The organism is Halorubrum shenae (assembly GCF_051194165.1).
Taxonomy (GTDB): domain Archaea; phylum Halobacteriota; class Halobacteria; order Halobacteriales; family Haloferacaceae; genus Halorubrum.
The window spans coordinates 13,870-30,225 of the sequence record NZ_JBLZNI010000014.1 but is presented as its reverse complement, the minus strand read 5'-3'; the positions used below and the strand labels follow the sequence as shown (position 1 = coordinate 30,225).

The 16,356-nt window shown below is 66.0% G+C and carries 16 protein-coding genes; 10 read left to right on the top strand and 6 right to left on the bottom strand.

The window, feature by feature from the left end:
- Positions 1 to 110: 110 nt before the first annotated feature.
- Complete coding sequence (surE, locus tag ACNS88_RS13920) at positions 111 to 923, top strand: 5'/3'-nucleotidase SurE (protein WP_435098889.1); 813 nt, start codon at positions 111 to 113, stop codon at positions 921 to 923.
- Positions 924 to 940: 17 nt separating this feature from the next.
- Here surE and ACNS88_RS13915 read toward each other — a convergent pair whose 3' ends face one another.
- Complete coding sequence (locus ACNS88_RS13915; protein ID WP_435098887.1) at positions 941 to 1,615, bottom strand: nucleotide exchange factor GrpE; 675 nt, start codon at positions 1,613 to 1,615, stop codon at positions 941 to 943.
- Positions 1,616 to 1,692: 77 nt separating this feature from the next.
- Positions 1,693 to 3,216, bottom strand: a complete 1,524-nt coding sequence (locus ACNS88_RS13910) for a trehalase family glycosidase (RefSeq protein WP_435098885.1) — start codon at positions 3,214 to 3,216, stop codon at positions 1,693 to 1,695.
- A gap of 156 nt (positions 3,217 to 3,372) precedes the next feature.
- Here ACNS88_RS13910 and ACNS88_RS13905 point away from each other — a divergent pair, with 156 nt between their 5' ends.
- From ACNS88_RS13905 to ACNS88_RS13895, 3 genes are read left to right on the top strand one after another with little or no spacing between them, the layout of a single operon-like run.
- Complete coding sequence (locus ACNS88_RS13905) at positions 3,373 to 4,422, top strand: ABC transporter ATP-binding protein (protein ID WP_435098982.1); 1,050 nt, start codon at positions 3,373 to 3,375, stop codon at positions 4,420 to 4,422.
- A gap of 4 nt (positions 4,423 to 4,426) precedes the next feature.
- On the top strand, positions 4,427 to 5,365 hold the full coding sequence (locus tag ACNS88_RS13900; protein WP_435098883.1) for a carbohydrate ABC transporter permease: 939 nt from the start codon (positions 4,427 to 4,429) through the stop codon (positions 5,363 to 5,365).
- Between the two features lie 6 nt (positions 5,366 to 5,371).
- On the top strand, positions 5,372 to 6,337 hold the full coding sequence (locus ACNS88_RS13895) for a carbohydrate ABC transporter permease (protein ID WP_435098881.1): 966 nt from the start codon (positions 5,372 to 5,374) through the stop codon (positions 6,335 to 6,337).
- A 154-nt stretch (positions 6,338 to 6,491) separates the two neighbouring features.
- On the opposite strand, the gene ACNS88_RS13890 is transcribed toward ACNS88_RS13895, so the two are convergent.
- Positions 6,492 to 6,797, bottom strand: coding sequence for a hypothetical protein (locus tag ACNS88_RS13890; protein WP_435098879.1), 306 nt, complete (start codon positions 6,795 to 6,797; stop codon positions 6,492 to 6,494).
- A gap of 2 nt (positions 6,798 to 6,799) precedes the next feature.
- The gene (locus tag ACNS88_RS13885) at positions 6,800 to 8,137 is read right to left on the bottom strand and encodes an ABC transporter substrate-binding protein (protein ID WP_435098877.1); all 1,338 of its coding nucleotides are present in this window, start codon (positions 8,135 to 8,137) and stop codon (positions 6,800 to 6,802) included.
- A gap of 131 nt (positions 8,138 to 8,268) precedes the next feature.
- Here ACNS88_RS13885 and ACNS88_RS13880 point away from each other — a divergent pair, with 131 nt between their 5' ends.
- The 3 genes from ACNS88_RS13880 (at position 8,269) to menD (ending at position 12,885) form a co-directional block, all read left to right on the top strand.
- Positions 8,269 to 9,624 carry a sulfatase family protein gene (locus ACNS88_RS13880; RefSeq protein ID WP_435098875.1) on the top strand — a complete coding sequence of 452 codons (1,356 nt, stop codon included), beginning with the start codon at positions 8,269 to 8,271 and terminating at the stop codon, positions 9,622 to 9,624.
- Between the two features lie 140 nt (positions 9,625 to 9,764).
- A complete protein-coding gene (locus tag ACNS88_RS13875; protein ID WP_435098873.1) occupies positions 9,765 to 10,862 on the top strand; it encodes a TrmB family transcriptional regulator in 1,098 nt (365 codons plus the stop codon).
- Between the two features lie 148 nt (positions 10,863 to 11,010).
- Positions 11,011 to 12,885 carry a 2-succinyl-5-enolpyruvyl-6-hydroxy-3-cyclohexene-1-carboxylic-acid synthase gene (gene menD, locus ACNS88_RS13870; RefSeq protein WP_435098871.1) on the top strand — a complete coding sequence of 625 codons (1,875 nt, stop codon included), beginning with the start codon at positions 11,011 to 11,013 and terminating at the stop codon, positions 12,883 to 12,885.
- Between the two features lie 11 nt (positions 12,886 to 12,896).
- Here the strand turns inward: menD and ACNS88_RS13865 are convergent, their stop codons facing one another.
- Positions 12,897 to 13,286: a BsuPI-related putative proteinase inhibitor gene (locus ACNS88_RS13865; RefSeq protein ID WP_435098869.1), complete on the bottom strand. Its 390-nt coding sequence runs from the start codon at positions 13,284 to 13,286 to the stop codon at positions 12,897 to 12,899.
- 110 nt (positions 13,287 to 13,396) lie between these two features.
- Here ACNS88_RS13865 and ACNS88_RS13860 point away from each other — a divergent pair, with 110 nt between their 5' ends.
- On the top strand, positions 13,397 to 14,149 hold the full coding sequence (locus ACNS88_RS13860; RefSeq protein WP_435098867.1) for a DUF2797 domain-containing protein: 753 nt from the start codon (positions 13,397 to 13,399) through the stop codon (positions 14,147 to 14,149).
- 30 nt (positions 14,150 to 14,179) lie between these two features.
- On the opposite strand, the gene ACNS88_RS13855 is transcribed toward ACNS88_RS13860, so the two are convergent.
- Entirely contained in the window at positions 14,180 to 14,497 is a 318-nt protein-coding gene (locus tag ACNS88_RS13855; protein WP_435098864.1) for an ASCH domain-containing protein, read from the bottom strand.
- Between the two features lie 188 nt (positions 14,498 to 14,685).
- On the opposite strand from ACNS88_RS13855, the gene pyrB reads away from it, so the two are divergent.
- Positions 14,686 to 15,627: an aspartate carbamoyltransferase gene (gene pyrB, locus ACNS88_RS13850; RefSeq protein ID WP_435098861.1), complete on the top strand. Its 942-nt coding sequence runs from the start codon at positions 14,686 to 14,688 to the stop codon at positions 15,625 to 15,627.
- Complete coding sequence (gene pyrI / locus ACNS88_RS13845; RefSeq protein WP_435098858.1) at positions 15,624 to 16,082, top strand: aspartate carbamoyltransferase regulatory subunit; 459 nt, start codon at positions 15,624 to 15,626, stop codon at positions 16,080 to 16,082. The genes pyrB and pyrI overlap by 4 nt, the downstream gene beginning before the upstream one ends.
- Positions 16,083 to 16,356 lie beyond the last annotated feature (274 nt).

Below are 16,356 nucleotides of genomic sequence, written 5' to 3'. Positions count from 1 at the left end.
CGTGGGCCTTTCCGTTCGGCGCGGCTGGCTCGCCAGCCCCTCGGCGGGCGATCCCCCCGCTCCCTGCTCACGACGGTGGACTTTTGACCGAACATCCCCGAGAAGTCGCTATGACCGTCGAACGCGTATTGTTGACGAACGACGACGGGATCGACGCCGGCGGCCTCAGAGCGCTCTACGACGCCTTATCGGCCGACTACGACGTGGTTGCGGTCGCCCCGACCGGCGATCGGTCGTCGACTGGGCGCACGCTCTCAGACGGCGTCGATATCGCGGACCACGAACTCGGCTACGCCGTCGACGGCACTCCGGTCGATTGCGTCGTCGCGGGCCTCGACGCCTTAGTCCCGGACGCGGACCTCGTGGTCGCGGGCTGTAACGAGGGGGCGAACCTTGGCGCGTACACGCTCGGTCGATCGGGAACCGTCTCCGCCGCGGTCGAGGCGGCCTTCTTCGACGTGCCCGCGGTGGCGACCTCCATGTACGTCCCGGGCGATGAAGACTGGTGGAAACGGGAGCTGAAGCCGGCGGAGTTCGCGAACGCGGCCCGCGCGACCCGGTATCTCGTCAGGGAGGCGACCGCGTCGGACGCGTTCGACCGCGTCGACTACCTCAACGTCAACGCCCCGATCGCAGACCCAGACGGTGAGCCCGATCGGCCGGCGCCGATGCGCGTCACCACGCCGTCACCGTGGTACGGGATGGAGGCGGCACACGACGGAAACGGCCGTGTGACGTTCTCGGACCCGATCTGGGGGAAGATGAACGATAACGACGTCCCCGACCCGGTCGGGACCGACCGCCGGGCGGTCGTCGACGGCGAGGTTTCTGTCTCGCCGCTGTCGGTGCCGCACGCCGCGGAGTCGGACGCGGGGCTCGACGAGTTGGCGACGGCGTACGGGCGCACAGTTGAGAACGTGTAGCGGTTGGCTTTCCGAGACTACTCCTCGTCGGCGCTAACGGTGACCTTCGCCTCGCTGACCACGCGGTCGCCCATCTCGTAGCCGGGCTCGTACACTTCGTGGACGGATCCCGAGGGCTGGTCGCTTTCGACCCGGAGCATCACCTGATGGCGGGCCGGGTCGACTTCCTCGCCGGGGTCGGGGGCGATGGGCTCGACGCCCTCGTCGGCGAGCACCTCGTCGAACTTCTCCAGCGTCGACTCGACGCCGGGACGGAGGTCGCTCCCTTCCTCTTGGTCGAGCGCGCGCAGGAGGTCGTTGCGGACCGGCGTGATGCGCTCGACGAGCGCCTCGGAGGCGCGCTCGCGGATCTCGTCTTGCTTCCGCTTGGCGCGCTGCTTGTAGTTGCTGAAGTCGGCCTTGACCCGGGCGAGCTTGCTCGTCAGCTCCTCGACCTCCGCTTCGGACTCCAGCAGTTCCTCGCGCGTCTCCGCGAGGTCCGCTTCCAGCGCCGCGACCTCTCGTGCGAGCGCCTCGTCGTGTTCGGCGACGTCGGCGGCCAGTGCCTCGCCGTCGCGGGCGTCGTCTGTGTCGGTCGACTCGTCGCTCGTTCCCTCGGCGGTCGCGTCCGCGGTGCCGTTCGTCCTCGCCGCGTCGGCCGCGGCGTCGTCGGGGGACTCGACCTCGACGTCGACGGCGTCGTCGTCGCTCATGTTCTATAGCAGTCGTTCGGCGTTCATAAGCGTTGCAGAACCGTGACGCATGTCATCCGACAGCGATCCGAAGTCGGCTACTGCCGTGCCGACAACGCCGTGACGACCCCGTTGGTCCAGCCAAACCCGTACTGGAGCTCGTACTCACCCGGATCGGTCGCACTCCCGGCCGTGTGGACGTTGTACTTTTCAGCCATTCTGCCGGTCTCCCCGAAGGTACTCCGCGCGAGCTGGATCCAACGGCTCGCGATCTCGTCGGCCAAGCCGTCGTGGCCGTACCGGCGCAGCCCGATGACGGCCATCCAGTGAAGCGGCGCCCAGCCGAGCGGTGCGTCCCACTGCTCTCCGGTCTCTTCGAGCGTCGTCACCAGTCCGCCGGGTCGGAGGAAGTCCCGGCGGAGCCGATCGGCGACCGCTGCCGCCCGATCTTCGGTCGCGGCCCCAGTGAAAAGCGGCGCGACGGCGGCGAGCGTGAGCCGGTCGGCCTGACACCCGTCGACCCACGAGTAGTCGACATAAAAGCCGGCGTCTTCGTCCCAACAGAACTGATTTATCGCCTCCCGACGGCGCTCGGCCAGGTCCGCGTACCGCTCGCCGGCCTTCGTCCGCCCGACCCGTGGGAGCCACTCCGCGAGAGCTGATTCCATACCGAAAAGGACGGCATTGAGATCGACTGGCACCAAGTCAGTCGTCCGGATCGTGGTGAGGTCGTCGCCCGCCAGCCACCGCGAGCTGAAGTCCCACCCGGACTCGCAGGCGGCCCGGATGTCCCGGAACAGCGCTGGCCGATCGTCGACCGGGACTCGCTCCGCGAGGCGGCGGTCCTCGGAGTATGACTCCGGTCGCGGGCGGGCGCGGTCGTCCCAGTATCGGTTGAGTACGGTTTCGTCGGCGATCCCGACGGCTCGACGGTGCGCCGTCGGTCCATCGCCGCCGGCAACGCGGTCTCTCCCGTCCATCCAGAAGTCGTGTTCCGTCTGGAGCGCGTCCACGTGGGGGGCGACAGCGTCGAACCCCTCGTCGCGCTCCAACACGCGGAGCATGCGGTAAAACAACGGGACCTGTGACCGGCTGTCGTAGTACGCTCGGTTCCCGAGCGGGACGAAGCCGAATCGGTCCAGAAGCGACGCGATGTTCTCTGCCATTCCCCCAACCAAGTCGGTTCGATCGGCCGCTGCCAGTCCTTCCGCAGTGAAGTAGCTGTCCCAGTAGTACATCTCGCGGAAGCGTCCGCCGGGGACGACATGCGGATTCGGTAATGAGATGATTGTCGAGCCCGCCGAGTCGACGTCATCGAACGATCGGGTCAACGGCCCCCACAGTGTCGAGACGTGGTCCTCCATCGACCGAGATGCCGCAAGATTCGGTTCGGTTGCGACCAGCTCCGGCAGCCTGAAATTGTCCTCGACGAACGACTCAAGATCGAAGTCGGGCTCCTTTTGCGCCGCCAGATACCGTTCGAACAGCAGATCCGGAGGGACACGCGGTTCTGCGTCGACGAACCGCTTGTCGTCGTCGAAGAGCTGCCGTTGCTGGACCGCCCGAAAGAGTTCGCCGGAGACCTGCAGAAAAGCCGTGTAGTCGAAGAGGGCGTGACTCATCTTTCGCATTTAGTGAAAGGATTGCTAAGTAATTATTGAATTAGCCGAAAAGAGAACGTTTAACGCGATCCATCGGCTGGATATATATCCATATTCTATGATTAATTATAAGTGTAATAAATGAATACCGGCTGGTAGTCGATGACCCGCATTAGCATGCGATCGGTAAGCAAGTACTTCGACGGGGGTGACACCGTCGCCAATTACAAGCTGGACATGGAGGTGGATGACGGTGAGTTCGTGGTTTTTCTCGGGCCCTCTGGCTGTGGGAAGACGACTGCGCTCCGGATGATCGCGGGGCTCGAGGACCTGTCTGAAGGCGAGATATACTTCGATGACGACCGCGTCGACAGGATGCCACCGGCCGATCGTAACGTCGCGATGGTGTTCCAGAACTACGCACTGTACCCGCACATGACCGTCCGGGAGAACATCGAGTACCCGCTGAAAGTCAGGGGGGTTCCGCCGGAGGAGCGCGATGAGCGAATAGCTGAGGTCGCAGAGCTGTTACACATCGAGGATCAGATGGATAGCGATCCGGGAGAGATATCCGGCGGACAGCGCCAGCGGACCTCGCTCGCGCGGGCCATCATTCGCGAGCCCTCCGTGTTCCTCCTCGACGAACCGCTCAGTAACCTCGACGCGAAGCTCCGCTTAGAGATGCGCTCCGAGCTCAAGCGGATTCAGAACCAGCTCGGGATCACGACCGTCTACGTCACGCACAATCAGGAAGAGGCGATGAGCATGGGAGACAAAATCGTCGTGTTGAACGACGGGACGATCCGTCAGGTCGCCGATCCGGAGGAGCTGTACCAGCGGCCGCGGACCACCTGGGTCGCGAAGTTCATCGGCTCACCGCCGATGAATCTCTTTGCGGGAACGAACCGTGACGGCACCGTCGAACTCGACGAGGGCAGCACCCTCCCGATGCCGTCGGAAACATCGTCTCCGACCGTGTCTCTCGGCGTCCGTCCCGAAGACATCGACGTGTCGACCGAGCCTCCCGATACCGACTGGACCGTGCCGGGCACGGTCAAGACGGTCGAACCGCTCGGTGAGTACGTCTTGGTCAACGTCAACGTCGGCGACTCCGTCGTGATCGTCAAGGTCCCGCAGACCGACGCGGAGTCGAGGGACCGAGTCCACCTCACGTTCGATCCGGCGGACGTGTACCTCTATGACGAGGACGGGGAGCTGGTGGCGTAGTACCATGTCCGTCGAATCATATCTCGAGGACCGGCTCGACCGCGATGTCAACGGAGAGAAGCTCAAAGCGATCCTCGTGTTCATGCTTCCCGGTCTCACGTTGTTTGCCATCTTCTCCGTCGGACCGATGCTGTACTCGGCCGTCGGAAGTTTCTTTATTTGGGACGGGTTCGACATCGCGCGGTTCGCCGGCTTCGAGACGTGGATCGCGACCTTCCAAGACGACGCGATCATCAACTGGAGCAACCTCCGATCATTAAAGTATCCGATGGGGGCGCTCCCGCAGAACCTCATCTGGATGGTGGTCCACGTCCCGCTCAGCACGCTGCTCGGACTCGGACTCGCGCTGTTGTTCGCCGACCTTCGCGGTCGGAGCATCCTCCGCTCTATGGTGTTCCTGGCCTTCACGACGCCGACCGTCGTGATCGGGCTCGTGCTGCTTTTCGTCTACGACCCGCAGGCCGGCGCGTTCAACGGGCTGCTCCGGTCGATCGGTCTCGGGGGACAAGTCCGGAACTGGGTTCAGGAGCCGCAGATCGCGATCTACGCGCTCATCCTCGGCGGCGTCTGGGTACAGACCGGGTTCAGCATGCTCCTGTACAGTTCGGCGCTCGCCGGGATTGATCCCGCGCTGTTGGAGTCCGCCCGGGTCGACGGAGCCGGGCGGTTCCGGCGGTTTAAAGACATTATCTGGCCGCTCGTCAAGCCAGTAACGGCGGTCGTCGTGATCATGAGTATGATCTGGGTGATCCGGATCTTCGCCATCGTCTACGCGGCCGGGGGCCCGTCCGGCGGTCCAGGCGGGGTGTTCTCGGTGCTTGGACTTGAGGTGTATCAGGCGGCGTTCTCGGTCCCCATTGAGTACAGTAAAGCGATGGTCGTCGCGCTCATCGAACTCGTGATCGCGCTCCCGATGGCGTGGTACATCGCGTCAATGGACTGATCAGCAATGACTGACACACACCACTCAGACGATCCGACCGACGCCGACACCGAACGGAGAACCGACGGCGGACGCGTGTACCACGAGCCGCCGGAGACCGCACCGACCTCCGACCGCGACCCGATCGAGCGCGTTCGCGCAGCGGTCCCGAGCGGCGCGCGCGCGCTGCATTACGCGATCGCCATCGGGATCGCGCTGCTGTGGCTCGTCCCGCTCATCGGGTTGTTCATGGCCTCCGTTCGTCCGCTCGATCAGATAATTCAGGGCTGGTGGAACTTTGAGGGGATGACGATCACCTTCGAGAACTACGCCCGCGCGTGGACGTTCCAGTCTGGACCGATGCGACAGGCGATGATCAACACGGCGATCGTCACGATCCCGTCCGTGCTCGCCGTGACGCTGCTCGGAACGATGGTCGCGTACCCGTTCGCTCGCTTCGACTTCCCGCTGAAGACCGCGCTGTTCTTCCTGCTCATCGTGGTCATGGCCGCGCCGCCAGAGCTAGTGGCGATGGGTAACTACAACACGCTGCGGACGACCGGCCTGTTCGACACGTACATGGGACTCATCCTCGTCCACATCGGTTGGGGGATGGGGTGGGTCGTCATGTTCCTCCGGAACTTCCTTCTGGGGCTCCCCAAGGAGCTCGAGGAGGCTGCCCGGGTCGACGGCGCGTCCCGATATCAGATCTTCAAGTCGATCGTGTTGCCGTACTCCGCGCCGGCGCTCGTCTCCGTGGCGGTCATTCAGTTCACGTGGGTGTGGAACTCCTTCTTCTTCCCGCTCGTGTTCATGCGGTCCCGTGAGAACCAGCTCGCCCCGCAGGTGCTCCCGCTGATGAAGGGCCGCCTCCAGATCGACTGGGGGCTCGTCGCCGCCGGCTCAGTCCTGACAATGATCGTCCCGATCCTGCTGTTCGTCACCCTCCAGCGGTACTACAAGCAGGGGATGGTGGCCGCAGTCGCCGACTGACCCGATCTCGTCACACGCGTTCGTTTTTCCGCTCGTTTTCGTTCCCCCGCTCGCATCTCTGCCGACTACCTTCTGCCCCTCGACCGCGCAAAACGACTCACGAACGGACGCGACTACGCGAGAAGATAACGCCAAAAAAGTATTCGTCGGTGTCTCAGTACGGCAGCACACCGGTCGCGGTGCCGAGAAGCGCCACGCCGATCGCGAGCACCTGCGCGACGAAGAACGCCTTCGAGGAGGCCCAGCCGAAGTACAGCAGCGTCGCCATCGGGATCGTGCCGATGACGATCGGCCAGAATCCCTTGGTAAATAGGATCGAGAGGAACCCGATCGTCACGAGGATAAGCACGTCCATCCCCAGCGAGACGAGGTTGCGGCGACGGATCTCTTCGGGGTCGAACATCTGCGCCAGCGACCCGCGCCGCTCGCCTCGGTCGTCCGCGATTGACGTCGATTCCATCGTCAGTTATTCATCGTTTCTTGGTACGCGTCGTTGAGGGAGCTGGTGACGTCCTCGGTCGCCGTGTCCGGAGACGCCCACAGTCCCTTGAGCTGCGACCAGAACTCCTGCTGGAACGGGTTCCCGAGCGCGTCGTCGAGGTCGGGGACGACCGTCACCTCGGCGGCGAGGTCGGGTAGGTTCGCCATGACCTCGATGTCGTACGCGTCGTCGGGCACCGCGGTGTTAGAGGCGATGAACCCGCCGTCCTCGACCCACACCTGCTGCCCCTCGGCGGAGACGAACGAACTCAGGGCGTCGCGGGCGGCGTCGACGTTCTCCGAGTACGTCGGCACGGTGAACCAGTTGACGGACGAGGAGATCCCGTCCACACCGGGCAACCGGAACACGCCGAGGTCGGACGGGTCCTCAACCGCGTCCTGCGCCGGCGTGAACGAGCCCATGAAGTACAGCGGGAGGCTGTTGTCCCAGAAGTACTCGTACTGGACGCCGAAGTCCCGCGTCTGGCTGAAGTGCCCCTCGTCGTGGAGCATCTTGATCTCGTCGAACGCCGTCGCGATTCGGTCGTCAGTGAAGTCGGTGTCGCCGTCGATGAGGCCCTGCTGGAGCGACGCACCGTCCTCCTGTCGCATGAAGAACCCTTCGGTGATATCGCTCAGCGGCCAGCCGGTACCGTTCCCGGAGGCGATGGGTGCGTCGACGCCGTCGATCGCCGAGAGGTCGTCGAGCAGCGTCATGAACTCGTCCCACGTTTCCGGCTCGGTGAGGTCGTTCTCGTTGAAGAACGACTTCCGGTACCAGAAGCCGGGTTTGAGGTCCATCTTGAACGGCGCGGCGTACACCTCGCCGTCGACAGTCACCCGCTCCGGGTCGACCGCGAAGTTCTCGGCGTCCCACGCGTCGCCCACCGGCGCGAGGTGGCCGTTCTCCGCGTCCGAGATGATCCGTGCTGGCGAAGGCATCACGACGATGTCGGCGGAGGCCACACCAGACTCGTAGTCCATCAGCGTCCCGGTGAGCAGGGTGTCGGTGTCACGGGGGAAGTACTCCAATCCCATGCCCGTCGCCTCCTCAACGTAATCCATCACCTTGGTGAACGACTCCTGTTCACCGCCGGACCAGACGCCCGTTATCTCGAGGTTGTTGCCGCTTCCGCCGTCGGAGCCGTCACTCCCGTCCGAGCCGTCACTCCCGTCCGAGCCGCCACTCCCGTCGGAGCCGTCACTCCCGTCGGAGCCGTCACCAGAACAGCCCGCAAGCGCGACGCTTCCGAGTACCGACGCGGTACCGGTCGTCTTCAGTACGCTCCGCCGTGTAGTACTGGATCGATCGTTGGACATGTGGTTCAAAAACTGAGAGCCCACTTACTTCAAATTTTCTTATTAATTACCGTGATAGTTACTAATTAGGACCGAGGTGATACGGGACGTAATCACGGCCATTTATCCGGGTATCGGAGCGTATTAACGGTATGTCGGCAGAAGAAAGTTCCACTACGGACTCGTCGACCCGCCCGAATCTCGTACTGGTTCACTGTCACGACCTTGGACAGCACCTCGGCTGTTACGGGGCCGACGTCGACAGCCCCAACATCGATCGGATCGCGGTCGACGGCGCCCGGATGGCGAACAGCTTCTGTTCGGCCCCGCATTGCTCTCCGAGCCGGTCCAGCATGATGACTGGCTACTACCCCCACGAGAACGGCGTCATGGGTCTCGCGCACATGGGCTGGGCGCTCGGTGACGACTGGCAGACGCTTCCGAAGCACCTTCGAGAGGTGGGCTACGAGACGGCCCTGCTCGGCTTTCAACACGAGGTCCCCGACGAGCCCGAGCGGCTCGGCTACGACTACGTCGACAGCGAGACGAAGCGGGCGCTCGGCCTCGTCGACGTCGTCGACGACTTCTTCGCCGAACGCGCAGATGACGACGATCCGTTCTTCGTCTCGATCGGCATCGAGGAACCGCATCGGCCGTTCCGACGAGAGTACCTCCCGGACGGGACGTACGACGACGCCGACCCAGACGCGATCGACCTCGACGACTTTCCGTACCTCCCGGACGCGCCGGGGGTCCGCGAGGACGCCGCCGACTTGGGGGCGCTGATCGAGGAGGTGCTCGACCCGGCGGTCGGACAGTACCGGGAGTCGCTCGTCAACGCTGGTCTGGCCGAGGAAACGCTGTTCGTGTTCACGACCGACCATGGCCTGGCGATCCCGCGGGCGAAGGGCACCTGCTACGACCCCGGAATCGAGACCGCGCTCCTGATCCACCAGCCGGACGCCGTCGAGGGCGGCGAAGTCCACGACGCGCTCGTCACCAACGTCGACTTCACGCCGACGATGCTCGACCTGCTCGGGATCGATCCCCCCACAGACGTCTCGGGCGAGTCGTTCGCGCCGCTCCTCCGGGGTGAACCACACGAGGAACGCGACCAGATCTTCGCCGAGATGACGTGGCACGACCGATACAACCCGATTCGAGCGGTCCGAACGGAGCGGTACAAGTACGTCCGCAACTTCTCTGTGCTCCCCAAGGTGTTCGTCCCGATGGACGTCGCACCGACGGCCTCGGGCCGGGAGGTTCACGAGCAGTTCCACGTCCCACAGCGCCCGACCGAAGAGCTGTACGATCTCGAGACCGACCCCCACGAGTCGGAGAACCTGGCCTCCGATCGGAAGCCGTTCGAGACGGAGGCGATGGCGGGCGACCCGGATCCGGATCACGTCGAGGTCCTCGACCGACTCCGCGACGAACTGGAGGCGTGGATGGCGTCGACCGACGATCCCCTCCTCGACGGTCCCGTTCCCTATGCCGACGTAGAGTGAGCCGATTCCGGTCGCGTCAACGTGCCCGACACGCCTCGGATGCGGGCGAACCTCGGGAGCCAACGGCCCCCAGAGCGACTGCTCGGGCCTCGGCGGCTCGTCTCGGGGTTTTTATACACTGAGGTGGTTAACGAGTGTTTATGGATACCGAGGAACTCCTGGAGACGCTCCAGGTGGCGGATCTCTCTTATTATCAGGCGAACGCGTACGTCACGCTTCTCGAACTAGGGAGCGCGTCCGCGACCGAAGTCGCACAGGCCAGTGACGTGCCCGACGCGCGGATCTACGATGTGCTCCGCGACCTCGACAACTTCGGGTACGTGGAGCTGTACGAGCAGGAGACGTTTCAGGCGCGCGCGACCGATCCGGAAGCGATCGTCTCCGGGCTCACCGAACGCGCGAGCCAGTTCGAGTCGGCCGCCTCGGAGATCACGGAGCGATACGAGCGGCCGACCGTCGACACCCAGACGGTCAGCATCGTCAAGCGGTTCGACACGGTCGTCGAGGCGGCCCGGACCTTCGTCCGTGAGGCCGAGATACAGGTCCACGCGACGCTCACGCCCGACCAGTTCGACGCGCTACGGAGCGACCTCACCGACGCCCGCGACCGCGGCGTCACGGTCAACGTCACGATCCTCAGTCGCGACGGCGACGAGACGCTCGAAGACACCGACTACGAGGATGCCGTGAGCGTCGCACACCACCTCTCGCAGCCCGCTCCGTTCGTACTCACCTCCGACCTCCGCCGGACGGCGTTCGCTCCGAACCCGTCCGCGATCGAAGACTACGGCTTGATCCTCCGCAACCGGTCGTTCACGTACGTGTTTTTCTGGCACTTCCTGCTTTTCATGTGGCTCCCGACTCCCGTCGCGTACGAGGGCGAGACGGCCGCACCCAAGAGGTACGCGGACATCAGACAGTTCCTCCTCGAGAACCGTGACCGGATTCGGGCCGCCGAGCCCCTCTCTGTGGAAATCGAAGGCCGCGAGACCGACAGTGACCGGTCCGTAACCCTCTCCGGGAAGGTCGTCGACGCCGAGGAGGTCTCGAACGACAAGGGAGATGACGACAGCACCCCGGTCGTGATGGCGCTGACTGGAACCGCGTCCATCATCGTCGACGACGGCGACAAACGGTGGACCGTCGGCGGCTGGGGCGCGACCTACGAGGACGTGGAGGCATACCGGATATGCGTGACAGATGCAGCGGTCGCGAGCGAGCCAGAGCCGGCGGAGTGACGACGGTCGGCTCTCTCCGGTTCGACGCGATGTGACACTGGCTCGCGCACGCTTTGACCGGAAGTGAGGTCGCAGTCGAGAGGGCGAACTCACCGCCGACGCGACCGACCCGCGGGAGTATTTAAATCCCGACGCCCAAGCGGTGGCAATGACCGCGCCGAACCGGAACACGCTGTGGGCGCGCGCCCTCGTCGACGAGCTCGTCGCCGCGGGCGTCGACGCCGTCGTCGCCTCGCCCGGGAGCCGCTCGACGCCGCTGACGATGGCCGCCGCGCGCACCGACGACCTGCGCGTCTTCTCTCAGTTGGACGAGCGCTCGGCCGCCTACTTCGCGTTAGGCCGCGCGCGCCGGACCGGGACGGTGACACCGCTGATATGCACCTCCGGCACCGCCGCCGCCAACTATCACCCGGCCGTGATGGAGGCGAGCGAGGCGCGCGTTCCCCTGCTCGCGCTCACGGCTGATCGGCCCCCGGAACTGCGCGACTCGGGCGCGAACCAGACCGCGGACCAGGAGAAGCTATACGGCGATGCCGTGCGGTTTTATAAGGATCTTCCGGAGCCCGCGCCGAACGACCGCGCGCTCCGCTCGCTCCGGACTACCGTCGCCCGCGCCGTCGGGACCGCCGAGGGCGCCGACCCCGGGCCGGTCCACCTCAACGTTCCGTTTAAAAAGCCGCTGGAGCCGACTCGGGTTCCCGACGACGTGCCCGCCGACCTCGATCCGGTCGCCGAGGCCGGCCGCGACGGCCCGTACGTCGACATCACGCCCGGATCGCCCGAGCCGGGCGACGAGGGACTCCGGCGGATCGCGAACGAGCTGTCGACGACCGACCGCGGGCTGATCGTCGCCGGTCCGGCGGACCCGCCGGGGCTCGACGCCGAGGCGGTCACGGCGCTGTCGCACGCGACGGGGTTCCCGATCCTCGCCGACCCGCTCTCCGGCGTCCGGTTCGGCGGCCACACCCGGGTCGCGCCCGTGATCGGCGCGTACGACGCGTACCTCTCGGCGGAGATCGCCGGGGAGCCGGGCGACGCCACGGGCGACGGCGCCGCCGACTGGACCGATCCCGACCTCGTCCTCCGCCTCGGCGCGTCGCCCACCTCGAAGCGCCTCCGGAAGTACCTCGCCGGGACGGGGGCCGACCAGTATCAGGTCGACCCCGCCGGGCGCTGGCGCGAGGCGGAGTTCGCGGCGACCGACCTCGTCGTCGCCGAGCCGAGCCGCCTCTGCGCTCGCCTGTCACGGCTCGTCGCCGGAGGGGACGGCGACGGCGACTGGCGCGCGCAGTGGGAGGACGTCGATCGTACCGCGCGGGGGATTCTCGGTCGGGAGGAAGACGGGAACAGCCCGACCGCCGACGACACTGACGACCCCCTCCCCTTCCACGAGGGCGACGCGCTCCGGGTCGTCGCCGACGCGCTCCCCGATCCCGCGACGTTGTTCGTCTCCAACTCGATGCCCGTCCGCGACCTCGATCGCTTCGTCGGGCCGACGACGACGAGCGTCACCGCCCTCGGCAACCGCGGCGTCTCCGGCATCGACGGGATCGTCTCCAGCGCGCTGGGCGCCGGCTCCGCGACGACCGACGACCTCACGCTCGTCGTCGGCGATCTGGCGCTGTACCACGACGCGAACGGGCTGCTCGCGCTCGACCGCTGCGACGTGGACGCGACGATCGTCCTGATCAACAACGACGGCGGCGGCATCTTCCACAAGCTCCCGATCGAGTCGTTCGAGCCGGAGTTCACGGAGGCTTTTAAAACGCCGCACGGTATCGAGTTCGAGCCGCTGGCCGACTTACACGGGCTGTCGTACGCCCGGATCGACGCGCGCTCGGCGGAGACGGCCGAGGAGACGGAGACAGTCGACGACGACCTCGCCGACGCGTACACCCGAGCTCGCGACGCGGACGGCTCGCACTTGATCGAGGTGCGGACGGAGGCAGAGCCCAGCCACCGCACCCGCGAGCGCCTCGAAGAGGCGGTCGAGCGCGCGGTTCACGTCGACGATACGGAGTAGCCGGAGGCGACTCAGTCGATCTCGGCGGTCGCGGTCGCAGTCAGCTCGCAGTCCTCCGCGGTCACTTCGCCGACGAACCGATACCATCCCGACGGCGGGTCCCCCCACGTCGCCTCGTAGGTCGTCGACTTGCCCGGCTCCAGCGTCTCGCTCCCGAGCACCTGCGTGAACATCCGACCGGTGCCGTACCGCCAGACGGGGTCCTCCCCGTCCGCCTCGACCTCCTCTATCTTCTCGACCTTCTCGGCCTCCCCGTCGAGCCGATAGGCCGCGAAGTCGGCGCGCTGTCCGGTCCTGAACCGTAGTGTTTCGGGCGCATCGCCGATATTGCGAACCGTCAGCGCGAGGTCGATCCCGGCGTCGACGTCGGCGTCGCCAATCGAGAGCGCGGCGCTAAGCATGCGATCAGATCGCACGAGTATCGGCTTAAACACACGTGGCGACGGAACCGCCCGCTCCCGCCCGTTCCGACGACGACGCGCCTAAGTCGCGGCTTCCCCTACGCGAGCGTGTGCAGGTCGTCGGCTACGAGTCGGGCGAAGGGCTCACGGTCGCTAGCGGCGGCGCGGTCGAGTTCGTCGAGGCGACCCCCGGCACGGAACTCGCCTTCGGGCTCGGCGACCGCCGCTGTGCGGGAACCGTCCACGACGGCGAGCATATCGCCTGCAGCGCCGACGACGCCCCCTACTGCGACGCGCACCGGCACGTCTGGGTCTGCGCCCGCTGTACGGGGACGTGTTTAAAAGACGAGATGGACTGCCACGAGGAGCACGCGGTGTACCTCGCGGCGTTCGCGCCCGACGTGTTGAAGGTGGGCGTCACGCGCCTGTGGCGGCTGGAGACGCGGCTCCGCGAGCAGGGCGCCGACCGCGCGGCGCACATCCGGACGTACCCGGACGGGCGGATCGCGCGCGAGGTCGAGGCCGAACTGGCCGAGCGCGACGGCCTCGTCGATCGCGTGCGCGTCCCGACGAAGGTCGCGGGGTTCGGCCGCGACGTGGACGCGGCAGCGTGGGAGTCGCTGCTGGCGGGGTTCGACCCGATCGAGCGGTTCGAGTTCGACGACGGGCTCGACCTCGACGAGCGCCCCGTCGCGGAAACGATGGCGGCCGGAACGGTGCGCGGCTGGAAGGGGCGCGTACTCGTGCTCGACCGCGGCGGGTCGACGTACGCGGTCGACGCCCGGGAGCTAGTGGGGTACGAACTCACCGAAGAAGTGCCGAGCCGCGAGCTGCAGTCGAGTCTCGGCGCGTTCGGCGGGTGACACCGGGCGTGCCGGGGACGCGGGCGTCGCTCACTCCGCCCGACTGAACCGGTGTCGCACCACGTCGGCGTCGTCGTCCCAGTCGAAGCTCCCGCCGTGTGCGTGGACCATCCGCTCTTTGTACGCCTCCAGCGACGGCGACCCCTCTCGCTTCGCGTCCTCGTCAGTCATGTCGCCGAGGGTGCGCTCCGTTACCTCGGTGAGTTCGAACGTCACGCCGTCGATCTCGAAGGTGTCGCCTTCTTCGCCGTACTGGTTCCCGCGGTGGAGTTGCGTCACGTCGCCGTCGAGGGCGCTCTGTTTCACGCGGTCGTTCGGGAGCAGGTCGGCCGGATCATTCTCACTCATGGATGCTCGTTGGACGCGGATCGGTTTATAAGCGTGGCCGGTGAGGCGAGGGGACGCGAACCGTGCTGACGCGCCACGCGTTCTGCGAATCTCGAAGCGGTCGCTCGCGGCGATCCACACGGACGTGACCACCCTCGTCGGTGGCCGAGCCGAGGGATTCAAGATACTGCCGACCTCCTTCTTCGACGATGCGTCAGGACCACCTCATCACCGCGACCCAGCTCTCGCGGGATGACATCGAGGCGGTGCTCGACCGGGCCCGCGAGGTCGCCGACGACCCCGCCGCCTACGCGGACCGGCACGCCGGGCGCGTGCTCGCGCTCTGTTTCTTCGAGCCGAGCACGCGCACCCGGATGAGCTTCGACAGCGCGGCCAAACGCCTCGGGATCGACACGATCGGGATGGGCGACGTCGACTCCTCGTCGGTCTCGAAGGGAGAGTCGCTTTCCGACACCGTGCGCGTCATCGAGGGCTACGCGGACGCGATGGTGCTCCGCCACCCGAGCGAGGGCGCGGCGACGCTGGCCGCCGAACACGTCTCCGTCCCCGTCGTCAACGCGGGCGACGGCGCCGGCCAGCACCCCTCACAGACCCTCCTCGATCTCCACACGATCCGCGAGAACCACGGCCTCGACGACCTCACCGTCGGTATCATGGGCGATCTGAAGTACGGCCGCACCGTCCACTCGCTCGCGGCTGCGCTCACGAACTTCGACGCCAACCAACACTTTATCAGTCCAGAATCGCTGCGGCTCCCGCGATCGGTCCGCTTCGATCTCCACGAGACCGGCGCGCAGGTGCGCGAACACACCGATTTGGAGGACGTACTCGGCGAGCTCGACGTGCTGTACGTCACCCGGATCCAGAAGGAGCGGTTCCCGGACGAGAACGAGTACCACCGCGTCGCCGGCGAGTATCAGATCGACGCCGAGACGCTCGAAGCCGCGTCCGACGATCTCACCGTGATGCACCCGCTTCCGCGCGTCGACGAGATCGCGCCCGACGTCGACGAGACCGACCACGCGAGCTACTTCGAGCAGGCACACAACGGGATCCCGGTGCGGATGGCCCTGCTCGACACCCTCCTCGAGAACGTCGAGGCGGCCGAGGGAACCGAGGTGGACCGATGAGCGAGCACGAGCTTCGCGTCTCGAAGATCCGCGACGGCACCGTGATCGACCACGTCGAGGGCGGACAGGCGCTCAACGTGCTCGCGATCTTGGGTATCGACGGCTCCGAGGGATACGGCGTTTCGGTCGGGATGAACGTCCCGTCGGACCGACTCGGCCGCAAGGACATCGTGAAGGTCGAAGAACGAGAGCTCTCGCAGTCGGAAGTCGACGTGCTCTCGCTCATCGCGCCCGAGGCGACGATCAACATCGTTCGCGACTTCGAGGTGGTCGAGAAGAACCGCGTTACCCGCCCCGACAGCGTGACGGGCGTGCTCTCGTGTCCGAATCGCAACTGTATCACGAACGCGGGCGAGCCGATCGAGACCCGGTTCGACGTCGTCGCCGACGGCGTCCGCTGCGACTACTGCTCGACGATCCTCCGGGCCGACATCGCCGACCACATCGACGTCTGACGGGGACAGATCCCGTCGGCGATCAGCGTCGACCTCGCCGCTGATCCCCACGGTCTCCGGTAGATTTTAGCGCCCGCCCTGCGTTCTGTCGTCCATGAGCAAGAAAGTAAAGCTCGTCGTGGTCCTGTCACTGGTCGCACTCGCGTACTTCCTGTTCGCCGGCGATAAGGAGCCGGTCGAAGTCCAGTAACCGTATCGACGCGCAATCTGCGCCGAACCGTTCGCGGTCCGCACCCGACCGTTTGCGGTCCGCACCCGAACTGTCCGCAGACCG

Bases quoted from the DNA above. Each gene is read 5' to 3' on its own strand.
- surE (WP_435098889.1), top strand. From the start codon at position 111: ATGACCGTCGAACGCGTATTGTTGACGAACGACGACGGGATCGACGCC.
- ACNS88_RS13915 (WP_435098887.1), bottom strand. From the start codon at position 1,615: ATGAGCGACGACGACGCCGTCGACGTCGAGGTCGAGTCCCCCGACGAC.
- ACNS88_RS13910 (WP_435098885.1), bottom strand. From the start codon at position 3,216: ATGAGTCACGCCCTCTTCGACTACACGGCTTTTCTGCAGGTCTCCGGC.
- ACNS88_RS13905 (WP_435098982.1), top strand. From the start codon at position 3,373: ATGCGATCGGTAAGCAAGTACTTCGACGGGGGTGACACCGTCGCCAAT.
- ACNS88_RS13900 (WP_435098883.1), top strand. From the start codon at position 4,427: ATGTCCGTCGAATCATATCTCGAGGACCGGCTCGACCGCGATGTCAAC.
- ACNS88_RS13895 (WP_435098881.1), top strand. From the start codon at position 5,372: ATGACTGACACACACCACTCAGACGATCCGACCGACGCCGACACCGAA.
- ACNS88_RS13890 (WP_435098879.1), bottom strand. From the start codon at position 6,797: ATGGAATCGACGTCAATCGCGGACGACCGAGGCGAGCGGCGCGGGTCG.
- ACNS88_RS13885 (WP_435098877.1), bottom strand. From the start codon at position 8,137: ATGTCCAACGATCGATCCAGTACTACACGGCGGAGCGTACTGAAGACG.
- ACNS88_RS13880 (WP_435098875.1), top strand. From the start codon at position 8,269: ATGTCGGCAGAAGAAAGTTCCACTACGGACTCGTCGACCCGCCCGAAT.
- ACNS88_RS13875 (WP_435098873.1), top strand. From the start codon at position 9,765: ATGGATACCGAGGAACTCCTGGAGACGCTCCAGGTGGCGGATCTCTCT.
- menD (WP_435098871.1), top strand. From the start codon at position 11,011: ATGACCGCGCCGAACCGGAACACGCTGTGGGCGCGCGCCCTCGTCGAC.
- ACNS88_RS13865 (WP_435098869.1), bottom strand. From the start codon at position 13,286: ATGCTTAGCGCCGCGCTCTCGATTGGCGACGCCGACGTCGACGCCGGG.
- ACNS88_RS13855 (WP_435098864.1), bottom strand. From the start codon at position 14,497: ATGAGTGAGAATGATCCGGCCGACCTGCTCCCGAACGACCGCGTGAAA.
- pyrB (WP_435098861.1), top strand. From the start codon at position 14,686: ATGCGTCAGGACCACCTCATCACCGCGACCCAGCTCTCGCGGGATGAC.
- pyrI (WP_435098858.1), top strand. From the start codon at position 15,624: ATGAGCGAGCACGAGCTTCGCGTCTCGAAGATCCGCGACGGCACCGTG.